Origin of the sequence: Pseudoalteromonas sp. SD03, assembly GCF_040937955.1 — a bacterium.
In the GTDB taxonomy this organism is placed as follows: Bacteria; Pseudomonadota; Gammaproteobacteria; order Enterobacterales; family Alteromonadaceae; genus Pseudoalteromonas; species Pseudoalteromonas tetraodonis.
This window is the reverse complement of record NZ_CP162514.1, coordinates 2546192-2566052: the sequence shown is the minus strand read 5'-3', so window position 1 is coordinate 2566052 and position 19861 is coordinate 2546192. Positions and strand designations below refer to the sequence as shown.

Annotated in this window: 21 protein-coding genes; 7 read left to right on the top strand and 14 right to left on the bottom strand. The window is 38.3% G+C overall.

Features of this window, described 5'->3' with window-relative positions; translation table 11 throughout:
- Positions 1-11: 11 nt before the first annotated feature.
- The 13 genes from ABZP26_RS12035 to fliS are packed head-to-tail and all read right to left on the bottom strand — an operon-like array spanning position 12 to position 10621.
- Positions 12-683 carry a PIG-L deacetylase family protein gene (locus ABZP26_RS12035; RefSeq protein ID WP_013465577.1) on the bottom strand — a complete coding sequence of 224 codons (672 nt, stop codon included), beginning with the start codon at positions 681-683 and terminating at the stop codon, positions 12-14.
- Positions 680-1726, bottom strand: coding sequence for a pseudaminic acid synthase (pseI, locus tag ABZP26_RS12030; RefSeq protein WP_058155108.1), 1047 nt, complete (start codon positions 1724-1726; stop codon positions 680-682). Before pseI ends, ABZP26_RS12035 begins: the two co-directional genes overlap by 4 nt.
- On the bottom strand, positions 1710-2348 hold the full coding sequence (locus ABZP26_RS12025; RefSeq protein ID WP_058155107.1) for an HAD family hydrolase: 639 nt from the start codon (positions 2346-2348) through the stop codon (positions 1710-1712). Before ABZP26_RS12025 ends, pseI begins: the two co-directional genes overlap by 17 nt.
- Entirely contained in the window at positions 2342-3247 is a 906-nt protein-coding gene (locus ABZP26_RS12020; RefSeq protein WP_368484980.1) for an ATP-grasp domain-containing protein, read from the bottom strand. Before ABZP26_RS12020 ends, ABZP26_RS12025 begins: the two co-directional genes overlap by 7 nt.
- Positions 3248-3283: 36 nt before the next feature.
- A complete protein-coding gene (locus ABZP26_RS12015; protein ID WP_058155105.1) occupies positions 3284-3742 on the bottom strand; it encodes a GNAT family N-acetyltransferase in 459 nt (152 codons plus the stop codon).
- Between the two features lie 43 nt (positions 3743-3785).
- Positions 3786-4769: a UDP-2,4-diacetamido-2,4,6-trideoxy-beta-L-altropyranose hydrolase gene (gene pseG / locus ABZP26_RS12010; RefSeq protein WP_058155104.1), complete on the bottom strand. Its 984-nt coding sequence runs from the start codon at positions 4767-4769 to the stop codon at positions 3786-3788.
- Complete coding sequence (locus ABZP26_RS12005) at positions 4769-6055, bottom strand: aminotransferase class III-fold pyridoxal phosphate-dependent enzyme (RefSeq protein WP_215521759.1); 1287 nt, start codon at positions 6053-6055, stop codon at positions 4769-4771. Before ABZP26_RS12005 ends, pseG begins: the two co-directional genes overlap by 1 nt.
- Positions 6048-6812 carry a glycosyltransferase family protein gene (locus ABZP26_RS12000; protein WP_058155101.1) on the bottom strand — a complete coding sequence of 255 codons (765 nt, stop codon included), beginning with the start codon at positions 6810-6812 and terminating at the stop codon, positions 6048-6050. The genes ABZP26_RS12005 and ABZP26_RS12000 overlap by 8 nt, the downstream gene beginning before the upstream one ends.
- Positions 6813-6833: 21 nt before the next feature.
- Positions 6834-7694: an aldo/keto reductase gene (locus ABZP26_RS11995; protein WP_013465568.1), complete on the bottom strand. Its 861-nt coding sequence runs from the start codon at positions 7692-7694 to the stop codon at positions 6834-6836.
- The gene (pseC, locus tag ABZP26_RS11990) at positions 7691-8842 is read right to left on the bottom strand and encodes a UDP-4-amino-4,6-dideoxy-N-acetyl-beta-L-altrosamine transaminase (RefSeq protein WP_368484979.1); all 1152 of its coding nucleotides are present in this window, start codon (positions 8840-8842) and stop codon (positions 7691-7693) included. Before pseC ends, ABZP26_RS11995 begins: the two co-directional genes overlap by 4 nt.
- Positions 8843-8855: 13 nt before the next feature.
- Positions 8856-9857 carry a UDP-N-acetylglucosamine 4,6-dehydratase (inverting) gene (pseB, locus tag ABZP26_RS11985; protein WP_013465566.1) on the bottom strand — a complete coding sequence of 334 codons (1002 nt, stop codon included), beginning with the start codon at positions 9855-9857 and terminating at the stop codon, positions 8856-8858.
- A 45-nt stretch (positions 9858-9902) separates the two neighbouring features.
- A complete protein-coding gene (locus tag ABZP26_RS11980) occupies positions 9903-10226 on the bottom strand; it encodes a hypothetical protein (RefSeq protein WP_013465565.1) in 324 nt (107 codons plus the stop codon).
- Complete coding sequence (fliS, locus tag ABZP26_RS11975) at positions 10226-10621, bottom strand: flagellar export chaperone FliS (RefSeq protein WP_013465564.1); 396 nt, start codon at positions 10619-10621, stop codon at positions 10226-10228. The genes ABZP26_RS11980 and fliS overlap by 1 nt, the downstream gene beginning before the upstream one ends.
- A gap of 368 nt (positions 10622-10989) precedes the next feature.
- On the opposite strand from fliS, the gene ABZP26_RS11970 reads away from it, so the two are divergent.
- Positions 10990-12426: a sigma-54-dependent Fis family transcriptional regulator gene (locus ABZP26_RS11970; RefSeq protein WP_008112169.1), complete on the top strand. Its 1437-nt coding sequence runs from the start codon at positions 10990-10992 to the stop codon at positions 12424-12426.
- Between the two features lie 116 nt (positions 12427-12542).
- Here the strand turns inward: ABZP26_RS11970 and ABZP26_RS11965 are convergent, their stop codons facing one another.
- A complete protein-coding gene (locus tag ABZP26_RS11965; protein ID WP_290172479.1) occupies positions 12543-13130 on the bottom strand; it encodes a DNA-3-methyladenine glycosylase I in 588 nt (195 codons plus the stop codon).
- A gap of 129 nt (positions 13131-13259) precedes the next feature.
- Between ABZP26_RS11965 and ABZP26_RS11960 the strand changes: the two genes are divergently transcribed.
- From ABZP26_RS11960 to fliH, 6 genes are all read left to right on the top strand, one after another.
- On the top strand, positions 13260-14372 hold the full coding sequence (locus ABZP26_RS11960; RefSeq protein WP_128583041.1) for a PAS domain-containing sensor histidine kinase: 1113 nt from the start codon (positions 13260-13262) through the stop codon (positions 14370-14372).
- Complete coding sequence (locus ABZP26_RS11955) at positions 14369-15793, top strand: sigma-54 dependent transcriptional regulator (protein ID WP_008112175.1); 1425 nt, start codon at positions 14369-14371, stop codon at positions 15791-15793. The genes ABZP26_RS11960 and ABZP26_RS11955 overlap by 4 nt, the downstream gene beginning before the upstream one ends.
- A gap of 157 nt (positions 15794-15950) precedes the next feature.
- Positions 15951-16283, top strand: a complete 333-nt coding sequence (gene fliE / locus ABZP26_RS11950; protein ID WP_016899229.1) for a flagellar hook-basal body complex protein FliE — start codon at positions 15951-15953, stop codon at positions 16281-16283.
- 20 nt (positions 16284-16303) lie between these two features.
- Positions 16304-18019: a flagellar basal-body MS-ring/collar protein FliF gene (gene fliF, locus ABZP26_RS11945; protein ID WP_008112179.1), complete on the top strand. Its 1716-nt coding sequence runs from the start codon at positions 16304-16306 to the stop codon at positions 18017-18019.
- Positions 18012-19052: a flagellar motor switch protein FliG gene (gene fliG / locus ABZP26_RS11940; RefSeq protein ID WP_013465559.1), complete on the top strand. Its 1041-nt coding sequence runs from the start codon at positions 18012-18014 to the stop codon at positions 19050-19052. Before fliF ends, fliG begins: the two co-directional genes overlap by 8 nt.
- A gap of 3 nt (positions 19053-19055) precedes the next feature.
- On the top strand, positions 19056-19859 hold the full coding sequence (gene fliH / locus ABZP26_RS11935; protein ID WP_013465558.1) for a flagellar assembly protein FliH: 804 nt from the start codon (positions 19056-19058) through the stop codon (positions 19857-19859).
- Positions 19860-19861 lie beyond the last annotated feature (2 nt).

Below are 19861 nucleotides of genomic sequence, written 5' to 3'. Positions count from 1 at the left end.
GCTACTCCTTCTTAACTAACTTTTCTTTTGAGCATAAAAGCTTCTGCATAATCAACACCGACGGTATTACCTCTTACTTTTGCCAATGCCTCAATTGCATCAATAGAACGAGAGTGGGGAGGCTTGCGCATTTCATCTTCATATATTAAGAGTAGCTTTTTCTTTTCTGCTATATGTTCTGAGATATCGACAAAAAACGTTGGTGAAAATGCAAATGCATTGATTGGCGTATTCCACTCTGTACTTGAGTTAACTTCAAATGAATATATTGTTGGGGTTTTTACTAAGGGAATAGGTCTAAATGCAGTCATGACTGCTTGATGTACAATACGATGATCTATATTTAAGTCGCCATAATGGTGTGTATAAATAATATCTGGTAGTTCTTTTTTAGTGACAGACTCTATTGCTTGGACTACATCAAGGATCGCAACTGTGTCCATTTTATTATCAGGAAAATTAAAAAAGTATTGCTTAGCAGACAAATACTCTCCCGCTTTTTTTGTCATCCTAAGGCGCTGTTCATAATCCGTATCAGAGCTGTTTTTTCGTGCTGAAACGCCATTTGTCATATATACAATGGATATATGATCACCTTGTTTTTGATGTTTTAATAAAGTACCACCACATCCAATCGCTTCATCATCAGCATGAGCGACAATAGCAAAAATATTTTTTTTCACTTATTAGTTTCCATTGTTAAATGTTTATTTGATAGCGCTGTTCCTCGGATGATGTCAGATGTAAATTTTTGTCCGATAACTAAATCATAATTATTAGGGGGTAAGCCAAAACCTGGGCGTATTACTCTAATGTTTTCTGAGTTTACAGTATCCCCTTCCTTAACATCCTTTACAACGTAGATTGAACGCCCATGTTCTTTACCTAATCTAGAACCTTTAGCCAGTATTTCGGCGCTACCCAATGCCTTCCATGTGTTGTGGCATGAAATTACTAAAGACTTTAATTCATCTGGCTCTATTGAAAATGTTGCATCAGGTCCGCCTAGTTTACGATCTAGAATAAAATGCTTTTCTATTATCCTTCCACCCATAGCAATAGATGTAATCGCTGGGATATTTGAAAGACTGTGATCAGATAAGCCAGTAATTATGTTTAGCCTTTTTAATTCGTTAAGAGCATTTAAATTCATCTGCTCAAACGATGCTGGGTATGAACTTGTACAGTGCAAAACGGCTATTTGGCTACTGCCATATTTTTTCAAATACTCAACACTTTCTTTTATTTCTTCAAAGCTAGATATACCGCTTGATAAAATTACAGGTTTTCCAGTCTTTGCTATCGCTTTTAATAATTTAAAATCTTGCACCTCAAAGGAGGCAACTTTGTAAAGAGGGCAGTCAAATTTTTCTAATATCGAGACTGAAACTTCATCAAATGGAGAGCTAAATAAAATAATATTATGCTCTTTTGCTTTTTGAAAAAGTGACTCTGTCCAATCTAAAGGCATTGAGATTTCTTCATATAATTTATAATAGCTTTGACCTTTCCAAGGCGGACTTTTGATAATGAAGTCATCCCTATCGCAGTCAATAGTTAGAGAGTCAGCTGTATATGTCTGTATTTTTATTGCATCAACGCCGCACTCAGATGCGACTTCAATCATTTTTAAAGCAAGCTCTTTATTTCTTAAGTGGTTGTTAGACATTTCGGCAATAATGAATGGCTTACTGTTTGCTGAAATTTCTTTATTTAGTATTTTCATGTAGATAATCTTTGTAACTAAAATGAATAAAAGGAATTTTAGCATTTTTTGCGAAAAGTCCGTCTGTTTCTGTTGTATCTCCAACCATTACAACAGAATTAAGTTTATGGCGTTTATTTAATAAATCAAAAGCATATCTGTTTGGTTTTAAACGCTCAGGTGATTTAGGATCGCATAACACTATATCGCAAACATAATTATTTAACTGCAGCCTATCTATTTTAGTTTGCTGAACATTTTTTTGGCCATTGGTAACGACAAATAACCTTTTTTCATCAAGTATCTCAAACAAAGTTGGGATTAAGCTTGCTTTTTTGCTTATGTACTTTCCATCATGTTTATAGTAGGTATTTAGCATTATGCTTAGGTAATGGTTTGGTAATTCATAGGCTGCTATCGCATCATTAAATAGGTACGGATAAAGTACTCCCATTTTTAGCTTATGAGTATGGAGGAATATAGCTAGGCCTTTGAGGGGAAGTTGGGTTATTTCGGAAAGTATTTTTTCAATCTCTTTAAACGCTCCAATGTCATAATCACTTTGATCAAATAGTGTATTGTCTAGATCGAAAATAATATCATCATATTTGCTTAACTGATGCGCCAATTTTTTTATCAGCATATATGTTCTTGCCAATATCTTATTAAACGGTTATCAGAAATATTTTCTTCTAGTGGTATTTGATATGGCAGCGACAACCAGCTTTTTATGCTCAAATCGATAATGTCGAACCCTGAGTTTATTGAAAAAATTAAACTACCTGAAAGTCTAGGATTGATTTCAATGATATGTGCGTTCTCTCTATCTTCATCTAACATTATTTGTATATTTATGGGGCCATTAAAGCGAATCTTTTCAACACATTTTTTAGCTAATGTAAGCACTAAAGGGTGTTGATTTATTTCACCGACTCTCGACACCCCAACTGCTTCAAGGCGCTTTCTCGCTAACCCAAAAATCCAATCACCCTCGGAATCTACAAGCACGTCGACGGTATATTCTGTGCCCTTTAATAAGGTTTGTATTACGCCTTTTTTATTTTTAAAAAAAGGAAATAATTCATCGTCTTCAATAATATAAATTCCCTTCCCACCTCTACCATACTCTGGCTTAAATATCGCGGGGGCAGATGTTGATGTTGGGGCTACGGGCAAGTTATTTTCTTCGCAGAATAGTTGAAAATTAACCTTACTTGTACAGATGCTTATTGTTGACTTGCTATTAATTAATATCTTCTTTGAGATACTTTTTGATAAGTCTGAACTTTGAGAAAGAATAATAAGTTCTTCATCAATAAATGGAATATATAAGTCAAACTTATCATCAAGTTGGTTGATAAATGGAATAAACTCAGAGCTACTGCATAAAGGCGATAAGTAGAAGTCATCACAGAAGTGCATTGCAATACTTTTGCTATTCTCATTTGCGTCAATACCTATCACTTTGTGACCTAAGGTTTGCAAGTGCTTAATAATAGATATAGCTGCAGCAGATGCCGCAGCACTCATTAAAATTCTCATAATAAAGCCTATAGCTATTTTTAATTCGAGAGCTCTTCAGCTCTCTATTCTTAAACTATATAAAGATGGTGTTAAAGCTGTAAAACCTGCTTTTGTAAAAGCAGTGATAGATGCTAAATTATCAGGTCTAATCTCAGCAATAATCGTTCCATGTTTCTTTAGTTCGGTTATATTATTCAAAGCTGCAACTCCAATACCTTTTCCCTGAGCTTGGGGCGAGATCAGAATCGAAACTTCATATTTATTTAATTCAATTTCATCTAAACGAAGAGTGCCAATATCATTTCCATCATGATTAATTATATATAGGGTCCTATCGGCTCTTTTTAGTGTATCTTCGAACCATTTGCAATGCTCTGGCCATGTTGGAATTGCAGTTTGCTTAAAGTATTTACGAACACCACTACTTGTTTGCCACTCAAAGACATTTTTTTTATCGGAATAAGTGGCTTTTTTTAGTTGTACTTTAGATATGAGATTAGGGTTTTGTTGCATTTATATAGTTCTCATTTAAATATGTAAGAGAGTCAATTTTCACTTATATCAACGATGAATTTTGATGGATACAATGAGCAATTCTATATTTTCCTTTGCCATCACTAATAGCTTTTGCTTTTAATGCTAATATTTTACTTTTATCTTCAATTATTTGAATACAGCTATATATGTTGGAGACGGTTGATAAAATAGCTGCTTCACTTAATTCAAATAACTCAATGTTACCATTTTGATTTTCTGCTGTTTTTATCATTATAATGGATTTTCCCATTGATGCAGCTTCGAAGAGCATTGAACCAGGAGCTGTAATGATTACTTTTGATTGATACATTAAGTCAGCTAAGTTTGGAGGTGCTTGATGCCAAGTTATGTTTAAATTTGTATTTTCAATGAGGCTTTTTAGCGTTTTTCCGTGTGCATAACCCAAACCTGTAGTTAAACAAATTTTACCCTTGTATTGCCTTACATCAAGTTCATATAACGAAGCAAAGCTATTGTTTTGAGGATCTGAGGCGCCAAAACATATAAATATGTCATAGGCTAAGTGCTCATCGTTTAATTTTCGAATGAATTCATCTCTGATAATTCCATATTTAGGACCCAGTAGAAGTTTGCATTGCTTAGGCACAAGCTTTTTATAAGCGCTTAGCCTAGACTCTGATGCCGTATCAATTAGTAAATTACAAAGATGTGCTCTATCAGCTAGATCATCGATTATAACTATATAATCAGCTATTAATTGTTGCTCCCATTGAATATCTATTTCATAATGGTCAATTAAAATACTTTTGATATTGTATTTTTCAAGTATTTGGTTGGTTTCTTCAAGTCCATTATTTGCTGTAGATAATTTTAAATAACTAACTAACTGGCTCTTTAGTAAAGATTTCGCTAAAGCAGACTCTTTTACAATGAATCTAATTTTTATATTTTTTTCGGCTAAAGTGTTTGCTAACTCTAAACAGCGCATCAAATGGCCGGCACCGATTAATTCGTTGGCATCTGTTCTTATGGCTAATTGCATTATCTCACCTTAAAAACGGGCTCTAATAGTTTACCTTTAAAAATATCATACAAATTTTGCGTTTTTATTGTATTTTTTAAAATAAAAATAACTTCATCGTATGCATTAAGTAATTTCTCTATATCATCATGTGTATGGGCAAAGCTAAGGTTATGACTACCACCAATTAAAATACCTCTAGTGCACATCTCTTGAATAAATAAAGATTTTAGCTCTAATGAGGAATATTTTTGAGTGTCTTTAATAATAATAAAAGACCATGACGGATGACCTGCAGTGCTCAGCCAATCTTTTACATCGTGTTTTTCTATTAATTTATTAAGCTCACAAATTAATTTTTCACCTAAAGTGTGAATATGTGTCAGTACTCTTTCTTGCTGCATTTTTTTTAATGTTGTTTTTGTAGCAACTAAAGACATGGTTTCGCCCGCAAAGGTGCCGGAGAAGAAAATATCTTCCATCAATGACATTATTTCTTTCTTTCCAACAATAGCTGAAATAGGGAATCCGTTTGCCATGCCTTTGCCAAAGGTTGCTAGGTCAGGTGTAATATTAAATAAGCCTTGAGCACCATGTAGATCAAACCGAAAACCGGTAATTGTTTCGTCAAAAATTAGTACAGAGCCATGTTTTTTACAAAGTGCTTGTACTCCTTCAAGAAATCCAGCTTCTGGAAAGGCTATATTCATTGGCTCCATAATTACAGCAGCAAGCTGTTCAGGGTATTCAGTAAAGAGCCTTTCTAATGAGCTAAGGTCATTGTATGTAAACGTATGGGTAAGCGCTCTAACACACTCGGGAACACCTAAATTTCTGGTTGTTGAGCCAATATACCAATCTTGCCAACCATGATAACCACAGACTGCAACATGCTCTCTTTTTGTATAAGCTCTTGCTAGTCGAATAGCAGCAGATGTTGCGTCACTGCCATTTTTACCAAAACGCACCATTTCAGCGCAAGGTATTAGCTTTGTGAGTTCTTCGGCGACTTCCATTTCTAATCTATGAGGAAGGGAGAAAGTGATCCCTGAGCTAAGCTGGTCTATCACAGCTTGATTTACATCAGCATCACAGTAGCCTAAAGAAACAGAAAGTAAGCCATTCACAAAGTCAATATACTCATTATTATCTGCATCCCACACTTTAGAACCTAAACCTCGTTCAATAAATAAAGGTGCTGCATTTTGTGGGAACGCAATTCTACTCTTACTAAAAGTTTGGGAACCTAGAGGAATGGTTTTTTCAGCTCTATGTAGCCACTCCGCTGAATTAGTGTAATTATTCATAGCCTTCTTCTTTATCTTGTTTTAATGATTTAACCATTCCCTCATTTCGAGCAATTTGGGAGTTTAATAAGTTCAGCTCTGGTTTATGCGATAACAATTCCAGTATATCTTGATAATTAAAATTAGGCTTTTTTACATATAAATTTTCATATATTGATGAAATCAACTCAAAGTCATTGGGTTCGTCAACAGTCCATCTATAGGCAGAGAGGTCTTGCTCACTTTGGATATTCTGTAACTTATACTTATCAGGGTGACTTGTTATATAAGGTGTTACGTGTTCTAGCTCAGAAGGCTTTTCTGCATATTTATAAGCGTTATGTAAGGCCTTTTTACTGATCACTTCAATATCGAGACCATCAGGGTATGTGGCTACTAAGCAGTTTGAAGTATAATCATTTTTGTTTTTTAAATGACTATTAATGACATAGTCCATGAGCTCAGGGTCAATCACTGGGCAGTCAGCTGTTATTCTAACGATAGCATCACAAGGGTAATTGAGTTCAGCATGAAAGTACCGGCTGAGAACATTGCTTAAACTTCCTCTAAAGCATAATAAATTATTCTCATTGCATAACTGTTCAATAATGTCGTCACTTTCATCAGTACTTGTGACAATAACTAGGTTGTCTACTAATTTTGCTCGTTGTACACGCTTAGCTTGTTGAATAAACATAGGTAAACCTTGGAGGTTCTTTAAAACTTTATTAGGTAAGCGTGTTGATCCTGTCCTAGCTTGCATGAAAGCATTTATCATATTTTTAATCCTAGCGCTTAATTAACCAAGCCATTGCGATGGATTGATTAATGCTAAATTACTTGAAGCTAAAGAGGCTAAAACGTCATCCGAGGGGAGTGTAAGCTTTTTTGCGGCGCAGTAGCTGTCTATTAATTGTGTTAACTGTTCTTGTGAGCAACATCCTATAATTGCATTTTCGATATGAGGGGCTTTTTGCGCAATAATTGCTAATGCGAAAGTTAGCCGATTGCAGCCTAATTCATTAATAACACGATTATACTGAGAAAACTCATTATTAAACTGTGAAAAATAAGCGTTATTTTGAATCATTGGCTCTAATAAAAGCCCTTGTAAAAATATCGAGCGAGCGTGAAGCTTTATATTTTTTTCTATTAGCTTATCGATAATTTCAGGTTGTATAAAACGTTGATCTAACCAATTAACAGGAGCTTGAATCAGATCTAAATTAAACCTTTCACTAAGTAATTCAAGTTCTTTAGGATTATAAACAGAAACACCTATTCGCTTAACTATGCCTTTGGTTTTTAACTGCTCTAGCTGCGAAAAATAGTCTTCCCCTGAGCTGCTTAAAAGCAACTCACAATTATGAAATAACACTGCATCAATTGAGTCACAGTTCAGATTTTTTAAGCTTTTTTCTACCTGCGCGTGAATATTTTCACTTGATACTTTAGTAACGATAGATAAAGCTTGGCTTAAACCCGATTGGCCAATATTACTCTCGCTAATTCCATAAGCTGATGCCGTATCAACCACTGTAATGCCAGCGTCTAGCGCAGCACTAAGTATTCGTTTGATCTCATTTTTTTTTACCTGCCCAAGGGTGTTACTAATACCATAATTCAAACCAAATTGGGCGGTTCCTAAAGCGATTTTCATAGTTGTTTAGCTAATGTTTCTATTATGAAGTTTTGTTCTGAATTAGTTAATCCAGGATGCAAAGGTATGGTGAGAGCGCAGCTGTAGTATCTCATTGCATTTGGAAAGTCATTTGCCTTAAAGCCAAGCTCTTTGTAATAAGGTTGTATATGAATTGGAATGTAATGCAAATGACTCGTTATGCCTTGCTCTCTTAAACTACAGATAAGAGAATCATGTTTTACAATTGCATCACCAGACAAGGTTAAAATATATAGATGGTAACTAGAATAGCTTTGGTGTGATTGAGTTAAATGATTGATAGACATATCTTTTAGCTTGCTAGTATATACTTTAGCTAGCTGGTTGCGTTTTGCAACAAATTCATCAAGCTTTGAGAGCTGGCTAAGGCCTAGTGCAGCTTGTAACTCAGTCATTCTATAATTAAAGCCGAGTTCAACTTGCTGATAGTACCAAGGGCCATGACTTGGCTCTGTCATTTCACTCTGATCGGATGTAATCCCGTGACTACGTAAACGCACCATTTTATTAGCAAGTCGTTTGTTGTTTGTTACCGCCATTCCACCTTCAGCTGAGGTGATTATTTTGACTGGATGAAAGCTAAATACGCAAATATCTGAAAACTCACAGCTGCCCACAGGCTTACCTAAATATTTTGCACCAATAGAATGTGAAGCATCTTCAATAATCTTAAAGCCATATTCAACTGCAAGTTGATATATAGCCTGCATATCACATGATTGACCTGCCAGGTGAACTGGGATGACTACCTTTGGTAAACGATTATTTTCTTTAGCAATAATAAGTTTTTTTTCTAACTCATCAGTGCACATATTCCCTGTTGCTACATCAATATCCACAAAGTCTATTTGAGCACCACAGTACAGTGCACAATTTGCGGAAGCAACGAACGAAATAGGGGAGGTCCACACGATGTCATCTTTCCCCACATTTAACGTTAAACATGCAACGTGCAATGCTGATGTGGCACTGTTTGTTGCACATGCATAGGTGCTGCCACAATAATTTGCGATGGCTTGCTCAAAAGCGGGTACTTTTGGGCCTTGCGTTAACCAATCAGATTTTAAGACATCAACTACTGCGTCGATGTCTTGTTGAGAGATAGCTTGTTTGCCGTATGGGATCATGGAGTCATTACTTTTAAATTAAGGCTTCAATATTGAAGGCTTCAATTTCTTCAATCGTCATGTAATGTGGGTTGTTCAAAGAGTTATATTCAAAGCCTTGCTGAACTTTTTTTCCCTTTTCATTAAGTGCATTAACTGTAAAGTCATTACTACGACTGCTAAATTTGATGCCTGGTGCAATTACAAAATGATCGTTATATTCATAGGTTTCAAAACACAGATCGGCAGGGCACATAACTTCATGAAGTTTCTCTCCTGGGCGAATACCAATAATTTTAATAGGTAATTCAGGAGCCATTGCTTTTGCTAAATCAGCAATTCGAATTGATGGGATTTTAGGTACGAAAATTTCACCGCCCAACATGCGCGCGAAATTTGTTAAAACAAAATCAACACCTTGTTGAAGGCTTATCCAAAAACGAGTCATTTCGTCATGAGTGATAGGGATGTGATCACGGCCTTCATTAATGAATTTTTGGAAAATAGGCACAACTGACCCTCGCGAACATACTACATTCCCATAACGCACTACTGAAAAAGTCGTTTTATGGCCGCCTGCAATATTGTTTGCCGCTACAAATAATTTATCCGAGGCTAATTTAGTGGCACCATACAAATTAATAGGGTTAGCTGCTTTATCTGTAGAGAGGGCAATGACTTTTTCAACATTGTTATCAAGTGCTGCATTAATGACGTTTTCTGCGCCATTAATATTAGTTTTGATGCATTCCATTGGGTTGTACTCTGCGGCAGGTACCTGCTTAAGGGCTGCAGCATGGATGACATAATCAACGCCACGCATTGCGCGATTTAGTCGTTCTTTATCTCGAACATCACCAATAAAGTAGCGCATGCAAGGCTGATCAAAATCTTGCTGCATCTCAAACTGTTTTAACTCGTCACGAGAAAAGATAATAATTTTTTTTGGACTGTACCGCTCTAATAGTGTTTTTACATACTTTTTACCGAACGACCCTGTTCCACCTGTTATTAAAACTACCTTTCCATCAAACATGAGATTCTCTCCACAGCTAACCAGCCTAATATTGCCAAATCTATTTTAAAAGTTAGATTTATACTTATTTACAGCTTTTTTATTTTTTTGATTACCAACTATTTTAACCGCTAATAGTTGTTTTTGAGCATCCATTTTAGCAGATAGCTGTTCTATTAGGTTAATTAAAAACTCAAGTTCAGTCGCAGAGTAAAAAGCTTTTTCTCTTGTAAGTGATTCACTTATATATGTATCAAGCTTATTATGAATACTCAGCGCTTGCTCAATATCCCAATCCTCTGAGTCATTAATCAAACTCACTAGCTCATTACAATATTTGCGAGTTTCACTATCTGTAACTTGTGAACTCGTTATTTGCTTTAAAGCCATTATAGTTGTGGTTCTCTTTGCTCGAATGGAATTGCTTCCCAACCTGATTTAATCTCTTTAATCAAGGTAATTACTTCATCGATTTTATCTATATTGTTTTCAAGGTTTGCTGTTAATAAGCAGCGCTGGCAGTAGTCATACAAAGAGTCTAAGTTAGTTGATACTTCATTATTGTGTTCAAAATTTAATACCTGCTGCAACGCACCAAGTAGCACAATACAATCAGAGATTGCGTTGCCTTTTTTTTCTAACTCTTTACGTTCAATAAATCCTTTTGCAGCAGAGAGCTTGCCAACAATATTCACAAACACGAGTTTAACTTGGTCGTAAGGCGTCATTTCTTTAACACTGCTAACTGTTATTTGACGGTATTTATTGATTGATGCATGAGCCATAGGTAATTCCTCAAATTTTAATAACATGTTCAGAACTCTAAGCAAGTTTAGTTCCAACATAAGTTTGACTATTACTTTATCGGCAAAAACAGTCACACCTTTAAGTAATAATAGCAGTTTTTATGTGTTTCTTCTGTGTGGAATCGTATCATTGAAAATCGCATTATAATGTCGTTTAATTCATCCTAAGTATGTATATCACTAAAACTACCCAGGCAATTAATAGTTATAAAGTATTGACTTTGTGCGGCCAGTGTCTGTTTTTTGGCGTTAATGTCAAAAAATCGCCGCTATTGCTTGCATCCAAACCCAACTGGCTTACAATTTGATTAATAAAACAAATTAGTGAAATAAATGGCTCGCTAAAGATGATCTTAATTTTAGATAATAATAACAATCGCTCTATTGGATTATACGCATCGCTTACTTTTATTGGTGAGGCGGTACAGTTGCAAACAGAAGCTGACTTTGAACAGGCATGTAGCCACTATCAAAACAAAGAATGTATTGTGGTGTTAGGTGCTTTGCAGTCTTTAGATCACGAAAGTTTAATTAAACGATACCCAACATTTCCTTTTTTACTCATTGGTGAAACGCTTAAACCTTTGTTGAGTTTGGCTAATGTTGTGGGGTTGATATGTGAGCCATTTACTCATGAAATAACCACACAGCTGTTACACGACTGTCAGCAATATCAGCGCATGTTGCCGCATGAACATAAAAATAATAAAGAGAAAAGCACCTTTGATGGTCTTGTTGGTGAAACCAAAGCGGTAAAAGATTTACGCTTTTTAATTACGCAGGTTGCTAAAACCGATGCTAACGTACTTATTTTAGGTGAGTCGGGCACAGGTAAAGAAGTAGTTGCCCGTAACGTACATTTGCTTTCTAAGCGTAATAAAGGCCCTTTTGTACCAGTAAACTGTGGGGCAATTCCTGCAGAGCTACTAGAAAGTGAACTATTTGGTCATGAAAAAGGCGCGTTTACTGGGGCTATTTCAGCACGAAAAGGCCGTTTTGAGTTAGCGCAAGGTGGCACGCTATTTTTAGATGAAATAGGGGATATGCCACTGCAAATGCAGGTTAAGTTACTGCGAGTGCTCCAAGAGCGTAGCTATGAGCGCGTTGGTGGTACCAAAGCGATCCAAGCTGATGTGCGTGTGATTGCTGCAACCCACCGTGACCTTGAAAACATGATAGAAAAAGGCTCATTTAGAGAAGATTTATACTATCGCTTAAATGTTTTTCCTATTGAGAGCCCATCTCTTGCTCAACGCGCAGAAGACATACCATTACTACTTAAAGAGCTTATGCGCCGTGTAAATGAACAAAGCGGTACTACGGCTAAGTTTACAGAGCGTGCTATTGATAGTTTAAAAGAACATTCTTGGCCGGGTAATATTCGTGAGCTCGCTAACTTAGTTGAGCGTATGGTTATTATGTTCCCAGACAAGGTGGTGGATGTTCCTGACTTACCTAATAAATACCGCTACATTGAAGTTGAAGCCTATGAGCCACAGTACCCAGAAGAACTGATGGAGCGTGATGCATTTAATGATATTTTTAGCGGCGGATTTAGTGAAGATGAAATAGATCTAGAAGATGACTTTGCTCAGGCCGCACCTGGTTTATTGCCCGATGAAGGTATTGAGCTTAAAGAGTACTTAGCTGAGCTTGAAATTAACTTAATCACACAGGCATTAGAGCGCTTTGATTACGTTGTCGCCCGTGCTGCCGAGGTGCTTGGCGTAAGGCGAACCACTCTGGTCGAAAAAATGAAAAAATATAACCTATCGAGAGATTGAGAGCTAAGGGCAGGTTTCAGGTATTAGGTTAGAAAAACTAAACACCGCGTTTAATGCAAACTCGGCGCTATACTTGTCAGCGGGTTAACCCCGCGTCTCGTAACCCGTAACCCCACCTAGCCTAGCTTTTTAACTTCTTCTTTTCTAAAGCAATTATTACTATGATCGTTAACCATTCCACACGCCTGCATGTAGGCATACACTGTGGTTGGGCCTAAAAACTTAAAACCGCGCTTTTTTAAATCTTTTGCAAATAACGTTGATGCTTCAGTAACTGCAGGGTAATCCGCAAGCGTCTCTAAATCGTTTACCTGAGGTTTATTGCCAACAAACCGCCACTGGTAATCACTAAAGCTGCCAAACTCTTTTTGAATAGCAATGAAGCACTTTGCATTATTAATTGTTGCGGCTATTTTTAAGCGGTTGCGAACAATTCCCTCATTTTGCATTAATGTTTCTAGGTCCTGCTCAGTAAAGGCCGCTACTTTATTTACATCAAAGTTTGCAAAGGCGTTTTTATAATTAGCGCGCTTTTTTAATATGGTGTACCAACTTAACCCTGCTTGTGCCGATTCTAACGTTAAAAACTCAAAAAGTAGGTGATCGTCATACACAGGTACGCCCCATTCATGGTCATGGTAATCCACGTAGTCGGGTTTTGAAGTATCTAACCATGGACAGCGACACTGAGCTTCTTCTTTCATGCTTATTCCTTAGCGCGTCATTTTTACGGCACGTATTTTAACTATTTAAATTGTTGATATTATTATGAAATAATTTTGGTACATATTGTGCATTAGCTACAGTATCTACATTATTTTAGAGAGTTGATTATGGCCCTTGCAAGTGTGCTAAAACCCCAGTTTATTTCTGCTAATCAGTATAACCCATGTTTACTGCAAGAGGAGTATGTTGGTGAGTTGAGTGATTTGCGTCAACAAGCAAGTTGGCTCTCTCATCTGGTTGATACCATGCCTGCGGGCGTTATTGTACTTGATGGTAAAGGAATGATCGCTAAGGCAAACCAAATAGCTATCGATATGCTCGGCGAGCCATTAGAAGGAGAGAAGTGGTTTAGCGTTATTCAGCGCTCATTTCGTCCTCATCAAGATGATGGTCATGAAGTGTCGTTAAAAGATGGACGCTTAATAAAGCTCGATATTACTGCACTCGCGCCTGAGCCTGGGCAACTTATACTAATGACCGATTTAACCGAAACCCGACGCTTACAAAAGCGAGTCGCGCATATGCAGCGTTTAAGTGCCTTAGGTAAAATGGTTGCGTCTTTAGCTCATCAAGTACGCACACCGTTATCAGCGGCTATGTTGTATGCCGCAAATTTAGGCTCAAAACGCTTACCCGAAGCGTCTCGCGGCAGTTTTCATACTAAATTAATGTCACGTTTAAAAGATTTAGAAACCCAAGTAAACGACATGCTGTTATTTGCTAAAAGTGGTGATCAGCAAGTTGTTGAGCAAGTGTCGATGCAACAGCTACTAAGTGAAGTTAAAGCCGGTGCCGATGCTATGGTAGCGCTCAATGATAGCGAATTAAATGTGAGCTTACCTGAACCCGATATTGAAATTATGGGTAACAAAACAGCATTGGCAAGCGCAATTCAAAACCTAATTCATAATAGTATTCAAGTCATTGGCAGTGGTGCACAAGTACATCTTAGTGCTTTGCGTGATATACAAGACTCTGATTATGTTCGCATTAGTGTTAGTGATAATGGCCCTGGGCTTGATTTAGCACAAACTGAAAAAATATTTGAACCCTTTTATACCACTAAAAGCCAAGGTACTGGTTTAGGACTTGCCGTTGTAAGTTCAGTGGCCAGTGCACATCAGGGACGTGTTGAAGCAAACAACAACCCACAAGGGGGAGCAATTTTTAGTATGTTGCTACCTATTAGTGTCACATCTAAATTAGGGGAGTCACAATGAGTAACACTATTTTAGTTGTAGAAGATGACGCCGGACTTCGTGAAGCATTAATTGATACGCTTGAAATGTCAGGTATAGCCTGTATGGCCGCCAATAGTGCCGAGCAAGCCATGGTGCTACTAAAAAAAGAAGCATTTTCATTGGTGGTCAGTGATGTACAAATGGGCGCAATGAGCGGCTTGGATTTATTACGTAGTATTAAATTAAATTACCCTGATTTACCCGTACTAATGATGACGGCCTACGCCACTATTGATGATGCTGTAGAGGCTATGCGTTTAGGCGCGATTGATTATATGGCCAAGCCATTTGCACCAGAAGTGCTATTGAATATGGTGAGTCGTTACTTACCAGAAAAAGAAAAAGAAACAGACGGGCCCATTGTCGCCGACCCTAGTAGTATTCAATTACTCGAACTTGCTAATAAAGTTGCTCGTTCAGATGCCAGTGTGATGGTGCTTGGGCCAAGTGGCTCTGGTAAAGAAGTACTGGCGCGTTATATTCATGACAAATCAAAACGCTGTAATGAACCGTTTGTAGCGATTAATTGCGCTGCTATTCCAGAAAATATGCTCGAAGCCACTTTATTTGGTTATGAAAAAGGTGCGTTTACCGGTGCGATACAGGCTTGTCCTGGTAAGTTTGAACAAGCGCAGGGGGGTACTATTTTACTTGATGAAATCACCGAAATGGATTTAGGCCTGCAAGCCAAGCTGTTACGTGTACTACAAGAGCGTGAAGTTGAGCGTTTAGGTGGTCGTAAAACCATTGCACTGGATGTACGTGTGCTTGCCACAAGTAACCGAGAGTTAAAAGAAGCGGTTGCTGAAAACCAGTTCCGCGAAGATTTATACTATCGACTCAATGTTTTCCCACTGCTATGGCGACCACTGTGTGAGCGCCCAGGGGACATTATTGTGTTGGCTAAACATTTGATTGAACGTCACTTAAGTAAAAGCAAAGAGCCAATGGCGTATTTAGATAGCAGTGCAGAGCAAAAACTGCTTAGCCATAGCTGGCCCGGTAACGTACGCGAACTAGATAACGTTATCCAGCGAGCATTAATTTTACGCAGTGGAAATAGTATTGATGAGCATGCTATTTTTATCGAAAATCTAGCCCCAACGCATTTTGTGGCAGAAACTAAAGCTGACATTGAGCCTGTAAAAAGTAGTCTCAGTAACGCTTATTATGATGAAAAAGCAGCGCCTGCAGATGAGCAAAAAAATGATTTGTTAGCCGTCGATACTGGTAGTTACAAAGATGAGCTTAAAGATAAAGAACATCGTATTATTTTAGAAACCTTGGCACGCTGCCAAGGAAAACGTAAAGAGGTCGCCGAAACCTTAGGTATTAGCCCGCGTACTTTACGCTACAAATTAGCACAAATGCGTGATTTAGGTATTTCCCTCCCAGCATAACCCCCATAAGCCCTAAGTTCAATCACTTGAATTTAGGGCTGTCAAAACTCTGACTGCTTAATTATTTTACTTAAAGCGTTGTTTTAATTGGTTTTAATTTTTGGCATGTTTTGTGCTTTATTCTCTTTAAGAGTTTACTGCATTATCAGAGACAATTATGAAAATTCAAAACAGTGCTTTATTTCAAGAAATGCAATCAATGGCTGCGGAGGCCACACGTAGTAATCAAGTTAATAACTTGCCAACGCAAGTGCAATCAACCTCTACAGCACAGTTTGGTGACATGTTGAGTAATGCCCTTAATACAGTGCATGAACTTCAGCAAGACACAGGGCAAAAAGTAAAAGCGGTAGAGAATGGCGACAGAAGCGTATCACTTGCCGAGGCTATGATTGCTTCGCAAAAGTCTTCTGTGGCATTTGAAGCTACGGTACAGGTTCGTAATAAGCTTGTTGAGTCTTATAAAGAAATTATGAACATGCCTGTTTAACTAGGTAGTGGAGAATTATTGTGGCGCAATCTAATCAATCTACAGATCTGGCACTTGCTGATGGCATGATGGAGCAAAGTGAAAACGAAGATCAACAAGAGCAAAAATCAGGCTATTTCAGTGCCCTTGGCGGTGTTGATGTTTTACGTCAAATTACCCTGATTGTTGCATTAGCTATTTGTTTAGCCATTGCTATTTTCGTTATTATTTGGGCTCGTCAGCCAGATATGCGCCCTTTAGGTAAAATGCAAACTGAAGAGTTAATAGAAACACTCGACTTTTTAGATGCACAAAAAATTGACTACCAACTTGATGGCAATGTGGTCTCGGTGGATGAAACTGAATATCAAAATATCAAGTTATTGATGACCCGTGAAGGTTTAGATCAAGGGCCTACATCAGGTAGCGACATTATTATGCAAGACATGGGGTTTGGGGTAAGCCAACGTTTAGAGCGTGAGCGCCTTAAACATGGTCGTGAGCAACAACTTGCCCGTACTATAGAAGAGCTAAATAATGTTACTCGCGCCAAAGTATTGTTAGCGATTCCCAAAGAAAATGTGTTTGCCCGTAGAGAGAAAAAACCCTCTGCAACTGTTGTACTTACTCTTAAACGCGGTCGCTCTCTAGATGGCGAAGAAGTTGACTCGGTTGTTGATATGATAGCTTCAGCGGTACAAGGGCTTGAGCCTTCGCGCGTTACTGTGACCGATCAAAATGGTCGTTTATTAAATTCAGGCTCGCAAACCTCTTTAGCTGCACGCTCGCGTAAAGAATACGATATAGAACGTAAACGTGAGCAAGAATACCTAGAAAAAATCGACAGTATTTTGATTCCCGTGGTTGGATTAGGTAATTACACCGCACAAGTAGATTTAAGTATGGACTTTAGTGCGGTAGAAGAAACACAAAAACGTTACAACCCAGATTTACCTGCGGTAAGAAGTGAAACGACCTTTGAAGAAAATAATATTGGTGGCCTAGCGGTTGGTATTCCAGGCGCGCTTACTAATCAGCCACCAGTTAACTCAACTATTCCTGAAGATGCGATGGCGGGCGGTGCAGGCACTGCAACCTCACCGAGTAGAACTCACAAAGAAGCCACTCGTAACTATGAACTCGATACCACTATTTCACATAAGCGTCAGCAAACTGGAGTGATCCGCAGAATAAGCGTCTCTGTTGCGGTTGATTACCTGCCTACGGTGGGTGAAAATGGTGAAACAACTATGACGCCACGCTCGGTTGAAGCCCTGTCAAATATTCGTCGCTTGTTACAAGGTGGCGTAGGCTTTGATATGCAACGTGGCGATGCACTTGAAGTAGTGACCGTACCATTTGTTCGTGAAGACTCAGCGCTTGATTTTGAGTTGCCTTTATGGGAACAAGATTGGTTTATGAAAATGATGCGCTTAGTATTAGGTGCACTGGTTATTATTGTACTGATTTTAGCTGTCGTTAAACCTATGCTTAAGCGCTTAATTTACCCAGATAATACACTTGAAGAATACGATGAAGATTCTCTTAGTTCAGGTGTTGATCTTGGTGACAGCACATTAGATATGCTAAATAATGACTTTGATTCTGCTTCTGTTGGCTTCTCAAGCGATGGTACACTACGCTTACCAGACCTACACGGCGACGAAGACTTACTCAAAGCGGTTCGTGCCCTTGTAGCCAATGAACCAGAACTATCATCACAAGTAGTGAAAGCGTGGTTAACAGAAGATGACTGATCAAGAACAAAAACAACTACCTCAAGCGTTTGATGTTGATAAACTTGATGGTGTAGATAAAGCCGCAATATTATTGCTGAGCTTAACTGAAGAAGATGCAGCGCAAATCCTCAAGCACTTAGAGCCAAAACAAGTGCAAAAGGTCGGTATGGCTATGGCGGCAATCGATGATTTGTCGCAAGCTAAAATTAGCGCGGTTCATAATTTGTTTATTGAACAAATTCAAAGCTTTAGTACGATTGGTTTTCAATCTGAAGACTTCATCAAAAAAGCACTTACAGCCGCATTAGGTGAAGATAAAGCCGCCAGCTTGATAGACCAAATAGTGATGGGCTCAGGCGCTAAAGGCCTTGATTCATTAAAATGGATGGATTCTAAACAGGTGGCTAACATTATTCGTAATGAGCATCCGCAAATTCAAACAATTGTTCTCTCTTACCTAGAGCCTGAACAGTCGGCTGAAATTTTAGCGCAATTTCCTGAAAAAGTGCGCCTCGATTTAACCATGCGTATTGCTAATTTAGAAGAAGTACAACCGGCAGCATTGCAAGAATTGAATGAAATTATGGAAAAACAATTTGCCGGTCAAGCGGGTGCACAAGCTGCGAAAATGGGTGGCTTAAAAGCTGCGGCAGATATCATGAACTACCTCGATACCAATGTTGAAGGGCAGTTAATGGATTCAATCCGTGAGCATGACGAAGAAATGTCGCAACAAATTCAAGACTTAATGTTTGTCTTCGAAAACTTAATGGATGTAGACGACAGAGGCATTCAAGCAATCCTGCGTGAAGTGCCGCAAGATGTATTAATGAAAGCCATTAAAGGGACCGACGATGCCCTTAAAGAGAAAATTTTGGGTAACATGTCAAAACGTGCTGCTGAAATGCTCGCTGATGATTTAGAGGCTATGGCTCCTGTGCGCATTAGTGAAGTAGAAGCGGCGCAAAAAGAAATTTTATCAACAGCACGTCGCCTTTCTGATTCAGGTGAAATTATGCTTGGTGGTGGCGGTGGTGAGGAGTTCTTATAACCTATGAGTCACTCTAAAGGTCGCCCGTTACATGCAGATGAAGCTGATGAGTTATTAAAAAATTGGCCAATTCCTGATGTTGCTCCCGATGAGCGAAGCTTTCGCAATCGCTCTACGGCTTATGGCACACCCTTAGCCGAGCTATACCGTAAAGAAATAGCAAAAGAGCAAGTAGAAGAACCGGAAGAACCAGAGCTGCCTTCATTAACTATGGTAGAGCTGGAGCGTATTCGCCAAGATGCCTACGAAGAAGGCCTTAAACAAGGGCACGAACAAGGCTATATAGATGGCTTTGACAAAGGCGTAACCGAGGGTAAAGAGGCGGGTTACAAAGAAGGTGTAGAGCTGGGTAAAACACAAGGCCAAGAAGACGTTAAACCCTTAATTGATGAGCAGTTGACCAGCCTGCGTGGCTTACTAGATAGTTTAAGCGACCCGCTTAAAAAAGTGGACGAGCAAGCAGAAAAACAGCTGGTACAGCTAGCCACTATGCTCAGTGAAGCGATTATTTATCAAGAAGTAAAAACATCACCTGATATTATTTTACATACTTTGAAAAAAAGCATTGATGCACTTAATGCAGAACAAGAAAAAGTTCGAATTCATCTTCATCCAGATGACTTATCGCTGATAAAAACCAGTTATGGCGAACAAGCTATTGAAGATAATCATTGGCAATTAATTGCAGAACCCACTCTAGAGCGGGGCGGTTGTGAAGTTAAAACAACGTTATCATCTTTAGATATGACCTTGAAAACCCGTGTCAAAGAAACGTTGGATAGCTTTTTGCATAACAGTGGTATCTAACT

What these genes read in the sequence shown, in the direction of transcription:
- fliG (WP_013465559.1), top strand. Translation starts at nt 18,012, where the DNA reads ATGACTGATCAAGAACAAAAACAACTACCTCAAGCGTTTGATGTTGAT.
- ABZP26_RS11995 (WP_013465568.1), bottom strand. Translation starts at nt 7,694, where the DNA reads ATGAAAATCGCTTTAGGAACCGCCCAATTTGGTTTGAATTATGGTATT.
- pseB (WP_013465566.1), bottom strand. Translation starts at nt 9,857, where the DNA reads ATGTTTGATGGAAAGGTAGTTTTAATAACAGGTGGAACAGGGTCGTTC.
- ABZP26_RS11980 (WP_013465565.1), bottom strand. Translation starts at nt 10,226, where the DNA reads ATGGCTTTAAAGCAAATAACGAGTTCACAAGTTACAGATAGTGAAACT.
- ABZP26_RS12005 (WP_215521759.1), bottom strand. Translation starts at nt 6,055, where the DNA reads ATGAATAATTACACTAATTCAGCGGAGTGGCTACATAGAGCTGAAAAA.
- fliE (WP_016899229.1), top strand. Translation starts at nt 15,951, where the DNA reads ATGAAAATTCAAAACAGTGCTTTATTTCAAGAAATGCAATCAATGGCT.
- pseC (WP_368484979.1), bottom strand. Translation starts at nt 8,842, where the DNA reads ATGATCCCATACGGCAAACAAGCTATCTCTCAACAAGACATCGACGCA.
- fliS (WP_013465564.1), bottom strand. Translation starts at nt 10,621, where the DNA reads ATGGCTCATGCATCAATCAATAAATACCGTCAAATAACAGTTAGCAGT.
- ABZP26_RS12015 (WP_058155105.1), bottom strand. Translation starts at nt 3,742, where the DNA reads ATGCAACAAAACCCTAATCTCATATCTAAAGTACAACTAAAAAAAGCC.
- ABZP26_RS11955 (WP_008112175.1), top strand. Translation starts at nt 14,369, where the DNA reads ATGAGTAACACTATTTTAGTTGTAGAAGATGACGCCGGACTTCGTGAA.
- pseG (WP_058155104.1), bottom strand. Translation starts at nt 4,769, where the DNA reads ATGCAATTAGCCATAAGAACAGATGCCAACGAATTAATCGGTGCCGGC.
- ABZP26_RS12000 (WP_058155101.1), bottom strand. Translation starts at nt 6,812, where the DNA reads ATGATAAATGCTTTCATGCAAGCTAGGACAGGATCAACACGCTTACCT.
- ABZP26_RS11970 (WP_008112169.1), top strand. Translation starts at nt 10,990, where the DNA reads ATGATCTTAATTTTAGATAATAATAACAATCGCTCTATTGGATTATAC.
- ABZP26_RS12025 (WP_058155107.1), bottom strand. Translation starts at nt 2,348, where the DNA reads ATGCTGATAAAAAAATTGGCGCATCAGTTAAGCAAATATGATGATATT.
- fliH (WP_013465558.1), top strand. Translation starts at nt 19,056, where the DNA reads ATGAGTCACTCTAAAGGTCGCCCGTTACATGCAGATGAAGCTGATGAG.
- pseI (WP_058155108.1), bottom strand. Translation starts at nt 1,726, where the DNA reads ATGAAAATACTAAATAAAGAAATTTCAGCAAACAGTAAGCCATTCATT.
- ABZP26_RS11960 (WP_128583041.1), top strand. Translation starts at nt 13,260, where the DNA reads ATGGCCCTTGCAAGTGTGCTAAAACCCCAGTTTATTTCTGCTAATCAG.
- ABZP26_RS12020 (WP_368484980.1), bottom strand. Translation starts at nt 3,247, where the DNA reads ATGAGAATTTTAATGAGTGCTGCGGCATCTGCTGCAGCTATATCTATT.
- ABZP26_RS11965 (WP_290172479.1), bottom strand. Translation starts at nt 13,130, where the DNA reads ATGAAAGAAGAAGCTCAGTGTCGCTGTCCATGGTTAGATACTTCAAAA.